At 29.4% G+C, this 15,473-nt stretch carries 13 protein-coding genes; 8 read left to right on the plus strand and 5 right to left on the minus strand.

Going from position 1 to position 15,473, the window contains the following annotated elements; translation table 11 throughout:
- Positions 1-100: 100 nt before the first annotated feature.
- Positions 101-535: a TerB family tellurite resistance protein gene (locus AQ1689_RS04170; protein WP_101913991.1), complete on the plus strand. Its 435-nt coding sequence runs from the start codon at positions 101-103 to the stop codon at positions 533-535.
- Between the two features lie 41 nt (positions 536-576).
- Positions 577-1,170, plus strand: coding sequence for a hypothetical protein (locus tag AQ1689_RS04175; protein ID WP_101955283.1), 594 nt, complete (start codon positions 577-579; stop codon positions 1,168-1,170).
- Positions 1,171-1,256: 86 nt separating this feature from the next.
- Here AQ1689_RS04175 and gltX read toward each other — a convergent pair whose 3' ends face one another.
- Positions 1,257-2,774 (minus strand): glutamate--tRNA ligase, encoded by a 1,518-nt coding sequence (gene gltX, locus AQ1689_RS04180; RefSeq protein WP_101955284.1) that lies wholly within the window; start codon positions 2,772-2,774, stop codon positions 1,257-1,259.
- A 161-nt stretch (positions 2,775-2,935) separates the two neighbouring features.
- Here gltX and AQ1689_RS04185 point away from each other — a divergent pair, with 161 nt between their 5' ends.
- The 4 genes from AQ1689_RS04185 (at position 2,936) to AQ1689_RS04200 (ending at position 9,635) form a co-directional block, all read left to right on the plus strand.
- Complete coding sequence (locus AQ1689_RS04185; protein ID WP_101955285.1) at positions 2,936-6,307, plus strand: DUF4175 family protein; 3,372 nt, start codon at positions 2,936-2,938, stop codon at positions 6,305-6,307.
- A 36-nt stretch (positions 6,308-6,343) separates the two neighbouring features.
- Positions 6,344-6,760 carry an rRNA maturation RNase YbeY gene (gene ybeY / locus AQ1689_RS04190; protein WP_058883963.1) on the plus strand — a complete coding sequence of 139 codons (417 nt, stop codon included), beginning with the start codon at positions 6,344-6,346 and terminating at the stop codon, positions 6,758-6,760.
- Between the two features lie 29 nt (positions 6,761-6,789).
- On the plus strand, positions 6,790-8,667 hold the full coding sequence (mnmG, locus tag AQ1689_RS04195) for a tRNA uridine-5-carboxymethylaminomethyl(34) synthesis enzyme MnmG (RefSeq protein ID WP_101955286.1): 1,878 nt from the start codon (positions 6,790-6,792) through the stop codon (positions 8,665-8,667).
- Between the two features lie 110 nt (positions 8,668-8,777).
- On the plus strand, positions 8,778-9,635 hold the full coding sequence (locus tag AQ1689_RS04200; protein WP_232122521.1) for a class I SAM-dependent methyltransferase: 858 nt from the start codon (positions 8,778-8,780) through the stop codon (positions 9,633-9,635).
- A gap of 179 nt (positions 9,636-9,814) precedes the next feature.
- Here the strand turns inward: AQ1689_RS04200 and AQ1689_RS04205 are convergent, their stop codons facing one another.
- Positions 9,815-10,213, minus strand: coding sequence for a DoxX family membrane protein (locus tag AQ1689_RS04205; RefSeq protein WP_101913996.1), 399 nt, complete (start codon positions 10,211-10,213; stop codon positions 9,815-9,817).
- 131 nt (positions 10,214-10,344) lie between these two features.
- Between AQ1689_RS04205 and AQ1689_RS04210 the strand changes: the two genes are divergently transcribed.
- Together AQ1689_RS04210 and AQ1689_RS04215 are read left to right on the plus strand one after the other, a co-directional pair.
- Positions 10,345-11,274 carry an SPFH domain-containing protein gene (locus AQ1689_RS04210; RefSeq protein WP_101913997.1) on the plus strand — a complete coding sequence of 310 codons (930 nt, stop codon included), beginning with the start codon at positions 10,345-10,347 and terminating at the stop codon, positions 11,272-11,274.
- A gap of 1 nt (position 11,275) precedes the next feature.
- Positions 11,276-11,593, plus strand: a complete 318-nt coding sequence (locus tag AQ1689_RS04215; protein ID WP_101955287.1) for a heavy metal-binding domain-containing protein — start codon at positions 11,276-11,278, stop codon at positions 11,591-11,593.
- A gap of 77 nt (positions 11,594-11,670) precedes the next feature.
- On the opposite strand, the gene AQ1689_RS04220 is transcribed toward AQ1689_RS04215, so the two are convergent.
- The 3 genes from AQ1689_RS04220 to rnr all read right to left on the minus strand — a co-directional run bounded on the left by AQ1689_RS04220 (position 11,671) and on the right by rnr (position 14,914).
- Positions 11,671-11,895: a Sec-independent protein translocase subunit TatA/TatB gene (locus tag AQ1689_RS04220; RefSeq protein WP_058883957.1), complete on the minus strand. Its 225-nt coding sequence runs from the start codon at positions 11,893-11,895 to the stop codon at positions 11,671-11,673.
- Positions 11,896-11,928: 33 nt separating this feature from the next.
- Positions 11,929-12,609, minus strand: coding sequence for a head GIN domain-containing protein (locus AQ1689_RS04225; protein WP_239786126.1), 681 nt, complete (start codon positions 12,607-12,609; stop codon positions 11,929-11,931).
- A gap of 88 nt (positions 12,610-12,697) precedes the next feature.
- The gene (gene rnr, locus AQ1689_RS04230) at positions 12,698-14,914 is read right to left on the minus strand and encodes a ribonuclease R (RefSeq protein ID WP_101955289.1); all 2,217 of its coding nucleotides are present in this window, start codon (positions 14,912-14,914) and stop codon (positions 12,698-12,700) included.
- Between the last annotated feature and the right edge of the window lie 559 nt (positions 14,915-15,473).

The following is a 15,473-nucleotide window of genomic DNA, read 5'->3' on the forward strand; positions in this document are numbered from 1 at the left end:
ATATATTTCTTAACTTACATAAATTGTTTTTCGTGACTTTTTTTTCATCTTTGTATCCTAAATAATGAGTACCTAATTTTAATTATTAAAAAATAAAAAAATGTCAATATCAGATTTATATTCTACAGGAAAACACAAACAAGAAATAGGACACTTTGCAAGTATTGTAAAAATTGCAAAAACTGATGGCACTATTTCAGAAAAAGAGCAACAATTATTAGAAAGAGTTGCAAAAAGGTTAAACATTGACCAAACAGAATACACAGCAGTTTTAAAAAGCCCTGAAAAGTATCCTGTAAATCCTCCTGTAAGTTATGACGAGCGTATTGAGCGTTTATATCGTTTAACAAAAATGGTTTTTGCCGATGAGCATGTAGACAAAAAAGAAGTAACTCTTATGCGAAAAATTGCTGTTGCTTTACAATTTCCTACCGACAACGTAGAAAAAGTTTGCGATGAAGCAATTTACTTGGTAATGAACGATAATGATTTAGATAATTTTACAGCTGCAGTTAAAAAAGTAAACGCTGTTTAATGGTATTATAATTAATTTTTTTTAACAAATCCCCTCTTTAAATGATATATAAAATTATACTTGCTACACTGCTTTGTTTTTCGATCAATTTATGTTCACAAAATTTAAACGATTCGTGGCAAGTAGGTATTGGTATGGGTATTACACATTTTAATGAGTCGAATGCGGCTTTTATTGGTGATACCAATATGTTTCAAGTACCAGTACTTAATTTAACCGCGCCAATTAGTGAGCGTTTATCAGTTAATGGAGCGATGTCAGTAAATACGATTGACAATGTGGGTTTTATGGAAAATAGCGTTAAATATTTTTCTATGGATGCTTCATTGCGTTATAATTTTAATGCAATTTTTGATAAGTTTAGCCCCTATATTTTTACAGGTGGAAGTATTGTTGATGCTGAATTAAAAGCAACTCCTACCTTAAATATTGGAGCGGGTGGTATTTATTGGTTTACCGACAGAATTGGTTTAAATCCGCAACTATATTACAAGCATTCTTTTGATGGTTATCAAAGTATGCGTTCGCATATTCAGACTACTTTATCGGTTGTGTTTAACCTTAATTGGAACGCCAATAACCGTAATCGTAATGGGTCGCAATCAAGACCTGACTGTTATCACAATAAATATTAAGGATCAATATTAAGAACTATTTTTATACTAAAAAACGCCACTTTATTACAAAGTGGCGTTTTCTACCTATTTATTTTGATGTTTTTTTAAGACAATTTATCTATTGCATTTTTAATTCTTGCAATCGTATTTTCTTTTCCAATCATTGTCATGATATCAAATAAATCAGGACCTGCTAATTTACCTACTAAACTTAAACGAAGCGGTTGCATTACTTTACCAAAACCAATTTCTTTTGATGTTATCCATCCTTTAATTTCAGTTTGAGCGTTTTCTATGGTAAAATCTTCAATGCTAGAAATTACGGTAATTAATTCTTGCATTAATTCGCTAGTAGTTTCTTTCCATTGTTTTTTGGTTGCTTTTTCATCATATGCTGATGGGTTTTCAAAGAAAAAACTTGATAACTCCCAAAAATCAGCAACAAACGTAGCACGTTCTTTTATTAATGATACTATTTTTTGAGTGAAATTTTCATCCGCAGTAATTCCTTTTTCTTCAAGAATAGGAATATATAAAGCGGTTAATTCTTCATCAGATTTTGTCTGTAAATATTGCTGATTAAACCACTTTGTTTTGTCTGGGCTAAATTTAGCACCCGATTTACTAACTCTACTTAAATCAAAAGCTTCAACTAATTCTTCTAATGAAAAAATTTCTTGCTCCGTACCAGGATTCCATCCTAATAAAGCTAACATATTTATAAAAGCATCGTTAAAATAACCGTCTTCTTTATATCCTCTAGAAACATCACCAGTTTGCTCATTGGTATACTCTAAAGGAAATACAGGAAATCCTAATTTATCACCATCACGTTTACTTAATTTTCCTTTTCCTACAGGTTTTAAGATTAACGGTAAATGTGCAAATTTTGGAGCTTTCCAATCAAAAGCACGATATAATAAAATATGTAATGCCATTGATGGTAACCACTCTTCACCACGAATAACGTGCGAAATTTCCATTAAATGGTCATCAACAATATTTGCTAAATGATAAGTTGGCATTCCGTCCGATTTAAATAATACCTTATCATCTAAAACATTGGTATCAATTTTAATTTTCCCACGGATTTCATCCTCAAGTATTAAAGTTTCATCTTGTGGCGTTTTAAAACGAACGACGTATTTATCACCTGCAGCTAATTTAGCTTCAACTTCTTCAGATGAAAGTGCTAATGAACTGTTTAATTTTTGACGATTATGCCAATTATAAGTAAACGTTTTTCCGTTTTCTTCATGATTTTTACGATGAGCATCTAACTCTTCTGCAGTATCAAAAGCATAATATGCCCATCCTTTTTCTAATAAGATATTAGCATATTTTTGATATAATTCTTTACGTTCTGACTGACGATAAGGTCCGAATTTTTCATTATTATTTGGTCCTTCATCAAAAGGTATATTACACCATTCTAAAGCATCAACTATATATTGTTCGGCATTTTTAACATAACGAGTTTGGTCAGTATCTTCAATACGTAACACAAAAGTTCCGTTATATTTTTTAGCGAATAAATAGTTAAATAAAGCAGTTCTTACACCACCAATATGTAAAGGTCCTGTTGGGCTAGGAGCAAAGCGTACTCTTACGTTATCAGTCATTTTTTGTTGATTTGAAGCTACAAATATAGTTTTATGTTAACAGAATAAGAAAGAGAATAAAATAAAAAATTGTTTGATTATTTTATAGTCAAGAACTAAAAAATTTTACAAGAATATTTCAGTAAATTTTCTTTTTAAAAATAGTACTTTTATAAACTGATATGGAGAATTTTAGCAAAATAGAACAAAAATTACAACAGTTTAGTAAAAAATACTATACAAGCGAATTAATAAAAGGAAGTATTTTATTTATCTCATTAGGTTTATTATACCTACTATTTACTTTATTTATAGAGCATTTTTTATGGCTTAAACCCAATGCCCGAACTTTATTATTCTGGTTATTTATAATTGTACAATTATTTTTATTGATACGTTTTATCTGTTTTCCTATATTCAAAATTATAGGATTAAAACAAGGAATTTCTTTTGAAGAAGCATCAAAAATAATAGGAAATCATTTTCCTGAAGTACAAGATAAACTTTTAAACCTGCTTCAATTAAAACAAAATGATACTAAATCTGATTTATTAATAGCTAGTATTAATCAAAAATCAGAAGAAATACAGCCAATTTCTTTTAACAAAGCAATCGATTTTAAAACTAATATTCGCTATTTAAAATATGCTTTAATTCCGCTAATTATTTGGGGATTATTTTTTTTAACAGGTACTTCTAAACAATTATCTGAAAGTTTTAATAGAGTGGTAAATCATTCGGTTGTTTATAAAGCGCCTGCCGATTTTTACTTTAATATCACGGCAAAAAATTTGACTGTTATAAAAGGAAAAGATATTACTGTCTATATACAAACAACAGGAAAAGCTGTTCCTGAACAAGCAAAAATTCATTTTAATGAACAACAATATTTCTTCAAAAATGAAGGAAATGGTTTATTTTCTTACACTTTTACACAAGTACAAAAACCTGTTGATTTTTATGCAAGTGCAAATGCTATTACTTCGGATGTATTTAAAATAGCAGTCATAAATACGCCTTCGATTCAAAATATTTCAGTGCATTTAACCTATCCGAAGTATATCAAAAAGAAAAATGAAATCATTAAAAACACAGGAAACATAATTGTTCCACAAGGAACTCTTGTAAAATGGGCTGTTAAAACAAGTCAAACAGATAGTGTTCATTTTATTTCAAATAACAAACGATTTGCTTTTTTAAAAGATACTAAAAATAAATTTCAATTTAAAAAACAAGTAAAAAAAGCACTCAATTATCAAATTTCTACGAGTAATAAAAACTTAAAAGAGTACGAAAAATTACAATTTTCGATTGGAGTTACTAAAGATGAACATCCGACAATTCATGTAAAATCTAATATTGATAGCATATCACGAGGAAATGCACAGTTTGTAGGTCAAATTGCTGATGATTATGGTTTCAAAAAATTAGAATTGGTTTATTATGATAAAAATAATAGCCAACAAAATAAGCAATTCAAAAAAATTAAACTAACTAAAAACACCTTACAAACCTTCTTTTTTGAATTTCCTGATAGCTTGAATTTACAAAAAGGCATCGATTACGAACTCTATTTTCAAGTGTTTGATAACGATATTATAAACGGTAGTAAAAAGACTAAAAGTCAGAAATTTTCGTATCGACAAAAAACAAAAAATGAAATTGATACCGAACTTTTACAAGAACAACGTAATCATATTCAACATTTAGAAAATTCATTGAACAAGCAAGAACAACAGAAAAAATCATTAGAAAAAATTCAGTTTGAGCTTCAAAACAAGAAAAATGTAAGTTGGAATGATCAGAAAAAAATTAAAAATTTAATTAAGCGTCAAAATCAATATAAAAAAATGATGCAACGGCAAACTGATAATTTAAAGCAAAATTTCTCGGAGAAAAAAGAGAAAAATGAAGCCTTGCAACAAAAGAAAATCGACTTAAAAAAACGTATTGAAGAGCTTAAAAAATTAGACAAACAACAAAAATTATTAGACGAACTTAAAAAGTTAGCCGAAAAATTAAATAGAGAAGATTTACTCAAAAAAACCAAAGAATTAGCCGAACAAAACAAACAGCAAGAAAAAAGTTTAGAGCGTATTTTAGAAATGACCAAGCGTTTTTATATGGAACAAAAAATGCAAAAGCTTGCTGATAATTTAAAGGATTTATCTAAAAAACAAAAAGATTTAAGTGAAAAAGAATCGCCTAAAGAAGCTGATAAAAAAGCTTCCGAAGAAAAAATAAAAGAAGAACAACAAAAAATAAACAACGGTTTTCAGAAAGTTAAAAAAGAATTAAACGATCTTAAAAAAGATAATAAAAGTTTAAAATCTCCGATGAAAATTCCTGCTATGGATACTTTAGCGAAAAAAACGCAAGAAGAATTAAACAAAGCTGAAGAAAATTTAGAAAAGAAAAACGAACCTGAATCGAAAAAAAATCAGAAAAAAGCTTCTGATAAAATGCAAGAAATGTCTCAAAAAATGCAAAAATCAATGCAACAAATGAGCGCCGAAAATGACCAAGAAAACATGGAAGGTTTGCGTCAGGTTTTAGAAAATTTAATTATGTTTTCTTTTAACCAAGAAGCCTTAATGACTGTGTTTTCAAAAAGTAATTCTTCGCACCCGAACTTTGGTAAAAACTTGCAAAAACAGCATCATTTAAAAACTTATTTTGAACATATTGACGATAGTTTATTTGTTTTATCGATAAAAAACCCAAAAATAACTTCAAAAATTCAAGATCAACTTTCATTGGCACATTATAATTTAAACGAATCTCTAGAAAGTTTTGCCGATAATAAATTTCAACAAGGTATTACAAGTCAGCGCTATATTATGACTGCCGCAAATACCTTAGCCGATATGCTAAGCAACGCGCTTGACGCCATGAAAAACCCAAAACCTGGCAGCGGAAAAGGGAAGGGAAAAGGAAAATCTTTTAGCCTGCCCGACATCATTAAAAAACAAAGCGAGTTAATGAAAAAGATGCAAGACGGAATGAAAAAAGGAGGAAAACCTAAAGATGGAAAAGGAGGCAAAAAGAAAGGAAATAAACCTGGAGAAAAAGAAGGTGGAAATAAAAAAGGCGAAGGACAAGGTGAAAAATTAAATGGAGAATTATATCAAATTTATAAAGAACAAGCCCAATTAAGACAGCAATTAGAAAAGGCGCTTCAAGAACAGAAAAAACAAGGAGCAGGGCATGGAAAAGGTAAAAATAAAAGTGCTGAAAAAGCCATAAAAAAAATGGAACAGCTAGAAAACGACATTTTAGAAAAAGGTTTTACCCAAAAAAATATTGACAGAATGCAGCAATTAAAGTATCAATTACTAAAATTAGATAAGGCTACTTTTGAACAAAATAAAGATAAAAAACGAAAATCTGATGCTAATCTAAAGGAGTTTCATAGCAAAAATATTAAAAAATTAAAGTTTCAAAAGTTGTTTTATAAGCAGACAGAAATATTAAATAGACAATCATTACCTTTGCAACCTGATTATAAGAAGAAGGTACAAGAATATTTTAGCCTTCCTAAAAGCAACAAATAATACTTAAAAAACATTATTTTAAACAACTAAAATAGCATGATTGAATTTAATTACGAAACCGATTTTCAACTAAAAAATGAAGAAAAAACGGCACAATGGGTTTTAAATTGTATCGAAAAAGAAGGTTTTGAATTAGGAGAAATAAACTATGTTTTTTGTGATGACACCTATTTACATAAAATGAATGTAGAGTTTTTACAACATGATACCTTAACAGATATTATTAGTTTCGATTATACCTTAGGAAAATTAGTTGGTGGAGATATTTTTATTTCGATTGAAAGAGTCAAAGAAAATGCAAAGGAGTTTGATGTATTATTTGAAAACGAATTGCACCGCGTTATTATTCATGGCGTATTACACTACATGAAATACAAAGATAAAACGGATCAAGAAAAACAACTAATGCGTACTAAAGAAAATGATTCTTTAAAACTTTTAAATTTAAACTAAAACCGTTCCTTGTAGAACAGCCATAAAAAATGAGTTTATTTAATACAACATACGATGTAATTGTAGTAGGTGGTGGTCATGCCGGTAGTGAAGCTGCCGCAGCAAGTGCCAACATGGGCGCACATACATTACTAATAACAATGAACCTTCAAAATATTGCTCAAATGAGCTGTAACCCTGCCATGGGTGGTATTGCGAAAGGACAAATAGTACGAGAAATTGATGCTTTAGGTGGTTACAGCGCCATTGTAACCGATAAAACGGCGATTCAATTTAAGATGCTTAACAAATCAAAAGGACCTGCAATGTGGAGTCCTAGAGCGCAATCTGACAGAATGCAATTTGCAGAATGTTGGAGAAATATGCTTGAAAAAACCGATAATTTAGATTTTTATCAAGATGCCGTAAACGGATTAATTTTTGATGAAAATAAAATTGTTGGCGTAAAAACAGCCTTAGGTTTAGAAATAAAAGCCAAAACCGTAATTATTACGGCGGGTACTTTTTTAAATGGATTAATCCATATTGGTGAAAAAACATTTGGTGGTGGTAGAGCTGGTGAAGGTGCTTCAACAGGAATTACTGAAGCTTTAGTTGAAAAAGGTTTTGAAGCTGGAAGGATGAAAACTGGGACTCCACCAAGAGTTGATGCAAGGTCTTTAGATTTTTCTAAAATGACTGAACAACCTGGTGATGAAAATCCTGAAAAATTTTCTTACTTACCAATTACCAAAAAATTAACCACACAGCGTTCTTGTTATTTAACCTATACAAATCAAAAAGTACACGATATTTTACGTGAAGGTTTTGATCGTTCGCCAATGTTTAATGGTAGAATTAAATCGACAGGACCAAGATATTGCCCATCTGTAGAAGATAAAATTGATCGTTTTGCTGATAAAGATCGTCATCAAATTTTTGTTGAACCTGAAGGATGGAATACCGTAGAAATTTATGTAAACGGATTTTCTACCTCATTACCTGAAGATATTCAAGACAAAGCAATTCGACATATTGCAGGTTTTGAAAATGTGAAATTCTTGCGTTTTGGATATGCTATTGAATATGATTTCTTTCAGCCAACGCAATTAAAACACAACTTAGAAACTAAGTTAATTGAAAATTTATTTTTCGCGGGGCAGATTAACGGAACTACTGGTTACGAAGAAGCAGCTGCACAAGGTTTAATGGCTGGTGTAAATGCAGCTTTAAAAACTCAGAATAAAGAACCTTTTATCTTAAAAAGAAGTGAAGCTTATATTGGTGTTTTAATTGATGATTTAATTACCAAAGGAACAGAAGAACCTTACAGAATGTTTACTTCTCGTGCCGAATATAGAACGTTATTACGACAAGATAATGCTGACTTACGTTTAACAGAAATAGCTTATAATCTTGGTTTAGCTTCTAAAGAAAGATTAGATAGAGTTACTAATAAAAGAATTAAAACAGCCGCTCTTGTTAAATTTGTAGAAAATTTAAGCGTTAAACAAGAAGAGATAAATCCTATTTTAGAAAGCAAAGGACTTAGTTTAATTAATCAATCGGTAAAATTATTTAAAATTGCTACAAGGCCACAATTATCATTTAATGATTTTAGAGTTATTGAAAAACTAGAAAATTATTTACAAGAAAATGATATGGATCAAGAAATTATTGAGCAAGTAGAAATTCACTTGAAATATTCTGGTTATATTGAAAAGGAAAAAAATAATGCCGACAAATTAAACCGATTAGAAAACGTTAAAATTCCTGCTAAATTCGATTTTAATAAAGTTCATTCATTATCGCATGAAGCTAGAGAAAAATTAAACAAAATTCAACCAACTTCAATATCGCAAGCTAGTAGAATAAGTGGTGTATCACCAAGTGATATTTCCGTTTTATTAGTTTACATGGGACGATAATAAAATTTATTTTAATACAAAAAACGTTCCGTATGGAGCGTTTTTTTTTACGTATTATTGCAATAATAAAGCATCAATATTTAGCTTAGAACATCATAAAAAATAAAAAATTGGAAACAACAAAAGAGCTTTACAAAAATCTTACACCATTACTAAATTGTATCGATCATACGGTTTCTGATGAAAGTTACGAAGTAATGTATAACAAGAAATATGATATGCTTGTTACTTCGCCTGTTCCTGTAAATTTAGAAAATTACTATGTAAGTGAAGCGTATATTTCGCATACTGATAGTAAAAAAACGCTGTTTGATAAAGCCTATCAATTAGTAAAAAATCATACTTTAAAGCAAAAATTAAATTTGATAAATTCTTTTAAATCCGAAGAAAAAACAATTTTAGATGTTGGTGCTGGTACTGGTGATTTTTTAAAAGTTTGTAAAGAAAATAATTGGAAAGTATCAGGAGTTGAACCTTCGGAAAAAGCTAGAAGTTTTGCTTCAAAAAAAAATATTGAGCTTCAAGAAGATATTTCTAACTATAAAGGAAAACAATTTGATGTTATTTCGCTGTGGCATGTTTTAGAACATATTCCTAATTTAATTGAATATACAAATCAATTAAAAAAATTATTAAAACCAAATGGTGTTTTAATTATTGCCGTGCCAAATTATAAAAGTTACGATGCTAAAAAGTATAAAGAATTTTGGGCTGCTTATGATGTGCCAAGACATTTATGGCATTTCTCGCAAACAGCGATAAAAAAAATATTTGCAACGACTGATATGAAAGTTGTAAAAATACTTCCAATGAAATTTGATGCTTTTTATGTTTCTTTATTATCAGAAAAATATAAAAATAATACATCAAAACCAATTAGTGCTTTTTTTACAGGATTAACATCAAATATTAAAGCAAAAAAAACAGGCGAGTATTCTTCTTTAATTTATTTGATAAAAAACAATTAAAATCATTTTAAACTATTTTAAAGTATTTTTTATCAATCAAAATAAATAAAACATGTAATTTATCTAAAAAAAACAAAACACCTCTTAAATAACTGTTTTAAGAGGTGTTTTTTATCAATAAAAATTATTGCTATTTATTTTATCATCAAAAAAAACAATGATAATTTAAATAATCAAGCTTAATTACTTAGTAAATGCATTCCTAAAACTGTTACGATAAAATAAACTGCTAACGACATTGCTCCAGCATAATCTTTAGCCAATCGCTGTCCTATTAAAAGAAAAATTAAACAGAGTGCCGAAATTTGAACTCCTAATAATGCTAAATTAGCATCGTTCATTGTTATCAAATTAAAAATTCCGATAAACATAAAAGCTCCTGCAATTAATTCCATCACTAAAATTACCATCAATAAAAGTGGTACTGAATTTTTTAAAGGCGAATCTTTAAAATGTTCTTTGATAAAAGCAACATTTCCACTCCAATCAGAAACCTTATCAATACCCGATTGTAAAAAAGTAACGATTAAAAAAAGTAAAATTAAAATAGCTGTTCCGTGTTGTTGAATAATTTCCATATAATTGATTTTTAAATTATTTTTGAATAAAAAATTTGTAACAAAACTAAAGAAAAACCTCCTATAAGTATCTATTATAAATAGTATCTTTAACCAATGCTTAAAAATTACTAACTAAAAAAATTAAAACTATGTTTAATTATTTGTATCCAATAATAATTATTGGACTATTTATTTTCTTCAAATCATTTTTTACCGTCAAACAACAATCTGCGGCAATCCTTGAACGTTTTGGTAAATTTCACAGAATTTGTCAATCAGGTTTGCATTTAAAAATTCCTTTAGTTGATAAAATTTCAGGAAAACTAAGTTTAAAAATTCAGCAATTAGATGTAATTATTGAAACAAAAACCTTAGATAATGTTTTTGTAAAACTAAAAGTATCTGTTCAATATAAGGTTATAAAAGAAAAAGTCTATGATTCATTTTATAAATTAGATTATCCTCACGATCAAATTACTTCGTATGTATTTGATGTAGTTCGTGCCGAAGTTCCTAAAATGATTTTAGACGATGTTTTCTTAAAAAAAGATGATATAGCCATTGCTGTAAAATCAGAATTAAATGAAGCAATGATGACTTACGGATATGATATCATTAAAACATTAGTTACCGATATTGATCCTGATGCGCAAGTAAAAGAAGCTATGAACCGTATTAATGCTGCTGATAGAGAAAAAACAGCTGCTCAATATGAAGGAGATGCACAACGTATTTTAATTGTTGAAAGAGCCAAAGCAGAAGCAGAAAGCAAGCGTTTACAAGGTAAAGGTATTGCAGATCAGCGTAGAGAAATTGCACGTGGTTTAGAAGAATCCGTAGAGGTTTTAAATAGAGCAGGAATTAACTCGCAAGAAGCATCGGCATTAATTGTAATTACCCAACATTACGATACCTTACAATCTATTGGTGCCGATACAAATAGTAACCTGATTTTACTTCCAAACAACCCGAATGCAGCAAGTTCTATGTTAAATGATATGGTCGCTAGTTTTGCTGCTACAAATCAAATAGGCGAAAGTATGAAGGAAAGTAAAAACCTTAAAAAAGACGCATCATAGTATGATTGTAACTACAACACCCACTATTGAAAATAAACCAGCAACAGCCTATTTAGGAATTGTTACTGGTGAAACAATTATTGGGGCAAATTTTATTAAAGATTTTTTTGCAGGAATTAGAGATATTGTTGGCGGACGTTCAGGTTCTTATGAAAAAGTATTGCGCAAAGCAAAAGATACCTCTTTAAAAGAAATGCAAGAAAGAGCTGAAGCATTAGGTGCCGATGCTATTGTTGGAGTAGATTTAGATTATGAAACCTTAGGAGCTAAAGGCGGAATGATCATGGTAACAACCTCAGGGACGGCTATTAAATTTTAAAAATTATATTTTACTCTATAAACGAAAAAAACCGAAGCAAATGCTTCGGTTTTTTTTTAGCTATGATACTGCTGTTTTTATTTTTTATCGTTAGAAGAAGTTTTTATTTCTTCTGTTTTTTCACCTTTTTCGTCTACTTCTTCCTCGGCTTTAGTGGCATCTTTAAACTCTTTGATTCCTGTACCTAAACCTTTCATTAATTCTGGAATTTTCTTTCCTCCAAACATTAATAATGCTAATCCAACTACCAAGGCTATTTGCAATGGTCCAATCATTCCTAAAAATATACTAAGTGAAATCATCTTTATTAAATTTTACAGTACAAAGATACTAAATTAAATTCGCTGTTCAATTACTCCACCGATTACTTTTTTTGCTTTCAAAATTTCGGGAGTTCCTTTGTAAAAAATAGAACCTCCAAAAGAAACTTTAGCATCTAATGTTTCGCCAGCATTTACTTCAACTTTAGCTCCTGAACCTACTCGAACGTAATTTAAATCGGTTACCTTTAAATTATATCCATGATACATGCCACCTAAATTAGCCGCTACATTTTGGTTTTTAGTTGACCCTGAGAGTTTAATAACTGCTCCCGATGAACTTTTAACCGTTAAATGTTTCACTTTAACAACCATATTAATAAAAGCGCCTTCTTGTGCTTTTATTTCAATAGCTGGCTGTTCCATTATTTTTGCGGTAATTGTAGCACCTTCATTCGCATCAATTATATCTAATTCTGACTGGTAATAAAGCGTTATTTTAACCGTACCATCGGCAGTTGTTTCAGGGAATTTCAACGATAATTTTAACCTGTTATTTTTACTTTTAACCGTTACTTTATCTGCTTTATCTCCTGTTATAACTACTTTATTTTCTGTAGATTTCACTAAAAATACATCAATACCGTTAAATACTTTTACCTGGGTAAATTCACCGAGTTTTTTTGTAATCGTTGTTTGAGCAGCTGCTAAAAATGGCATCAAAATCAAACTTAAAAAGATTATTTTTTTAATCATAATAATTAATTAGTTACTTGATACATTCAATAATTGTACCAACACTATAAAGTCAAATACTGGTTTTTATTGCAGTAGTGACTATAAATTAATGAGATACTAAATGAAAATCTAAATGTTTACGTTCTAAATCGGTATTTTTTACTTTTACAACAACCGTGTCTCCTAATTGAATTTCATTATTAGACGATTGCCCAACCACAGCATATTTTTTCTCATCAAAAACATAATAATCATCTTTTATGTCTCTAATTCGCACCATTCCTTCACACTTATTTGCGCTAATTTCAACATAAATTCCCCATTCAGTAACCCCTGAAATAACCCCTTCAAATTCTTCATCTTGATGGTCTTTCATGTACTTTATTTGCATATATTTTATGCTAGAACGTTCCGCTTTTGCAGCTAATTCTTCCATTTGTGAAGAGTGCTTACATTTTACTTCATATTCAGCTGATTTAGGAGATGTTCCGCCATCTAAATAATGTTGTAATAAACGGTGTGTCATTACATCAGGATAACGACGAATTGGTGATGTAAAATGCGAATAATAATCAAAAGCCAAACCATAATGTCCAATATTTTGAGTTGTATAAGCTGCTTTACTCATCGAACGAATCGTTAAAGTTTCTACCATATTGGCTTCACCTTTCCCTTGAACATCGGCTAATAATTTATTTAACGATTGCGATGTTTTTTCTTTAGTTTCGGTATCTATTTTATACCCAAACTTGTTGATAATGTTCTGTAAAGAAGCTAATTTATCAATATTTGGTTCATCGTGTGTACGATATATAAACGTGTTTTTTGTTTCTTTTCCTTTAGAAAAACCAATAAATTCGGCTACTTTTCTATTGGCTAATAACATAAATTCTTCGATTAATTTATTAGCATCTTTCGATTCTTTAAAGAAAACTCCCACAGGATTTGCATCTTCATCTAAATCAAACTTCACTTCTACTCTATCAAATGAAATTGCGCCTGCTTTCATACGTTTTTTACGTAATTTTTTGGCTAATTCATCTAATTTTAAGGTCGCTTCAACTATTTCTGGAATTACTTGATAACTTTCATCCGTAATTGAAATATCCGCAGGCATTTCGTAGGCTTTAATTTCTTCGGATAATGTACAGTTTTCAATAATTGACTGCGCTTCTTCGTAAGCAAAACGCTGATCAGAATAAGTTACTGTTCTACCAAACCACTGGTTTACAATTTGTGTTTTTTCATTCATTTCAAAAACTGCCGAAAAAGTTAATTTTTCTTCGTTTGGGCGTAATGAACAAACTCCGTTACTTAACATTTCAGGTAACATTGGCACTACTCTATCAACCAAATAAACCGATGTTGCTCTGTCATAAGCTTCATCATCTAAACTCGTTTTTGGCTGTAAATAATGCGAAACATCGGCAATATGAATTCCGATTTCGTAGTTTCCATTTTCTAATTTTGTAAATGATAAGGCATCATCAAAATCTTTAGCATCCTTAGGATCAATGGTAAATGTTAAATCTTTACGCATATCACGACGCTTTGAAATTTCAGCTTCGGTAATTTCTAATGGTAAATTTTCAGCTTCTTTTTCAATTTCTTCTGGAAATTCATACGGCAATCCATATTCTAATAAAATAGAATGAATTTCAGTTTCATGTTCACCAGGTTTTCCTAAAACTTGTGTAATTTTTCCGAATGGATTTTTAGAATTTTCTGGCCAATCTGTCATTTGCACGACTACTTTATCGCCATCTTCTGCGCCGTTTAATTTATTTTGAGAAACAAATAAATCTACCGACATTTTTTGACTGTCTGGCAATACAAAACCAAAACTTTTATTCATTTGTAAAATACCAACAAATTCAGTCTTTTTACGTTCGATTATTTCAACAACTTCGGCTTCTAATTTCGAAGATCGTCTTTTGTTATAAACAAAAACTTTTACGGTATCTTGATGCAATCCTTTTCCTAAATTAATAGCGGGCATAAAGATGTCTTTTTCAAAATCATCTGACATAAAATACCCATTTCCATTCGCTGTTAAATCTAAAGTACCGATATGATATTTACGATCTTGATTTATTTGATATTTTCCGCGATCTATTTCTTTAATTTTTTTTGTTTCGTGTAATTCTACTAATTTTTTAAGTACTTGGCTTTTTCCATCAGAATCAGAAATATCCATTTTACTGGCAATCTGTTTATAATTATATGTTTTAGAAGTGTCTTCTTTTAATATTTTGAAAATTTTTAAGGTTAAGTCTTTAATTACTTTTCCCTTTTTTTTATATATTTTTTTCTTTCGAGTCATTAATCTTTCGTCTTTTGTTAATTATCACCAAAATACAATTTATTTTACGACACTTTTTATTAAATAAGTGTTACCAATTTATTGTTTTGGGCTAATTTTTACATTATTATTTATGATATCATCATGATTTTTAAAACTCAATATATTTTATCTAAAAAATCCTTCCTAAAAATCAAGAAGAAATTGAGCAATTTTTACACCATAAAAATAGTTAGTTGTTTTGCTTTTAAGGCTATTCCTATAATTTTATTAAATATTTAGATAGGCTATTTAATAAGGCTGTAGCAATTAAATTTCTGTTAGTGGAGAAGTAACTACATTATGTAATTTAACAGTGTTATACCGCAAATATATATAAAAATAGCTAATAGTATCTGTGACGGTTATTTTTTGCTTGTTATACTTCTTTTTTTAGAAGAATTTTAAACAAGCTTTAAAGCTAATTAATACGGTTATTAGTTATTTCTAATTTTTTTGAATTGTTATTTCTTTATAAGGTTATTAACATTTATTATATTATATATATTTTCTCTTTAAATTTTTAAAAAAAGATGTTTGT

Origin of the sequence: Tenacibaculum finnmarkense (genome assembly GCF_900239185.1) — a bacterium.
GTDB classification, from domain to species: Bacteria; Bacteroidota; Bacteroidia; order Flavobacteriales; family Flavobacteriaceae; genus Polaribacter; species Polaribacter finnmarkensis.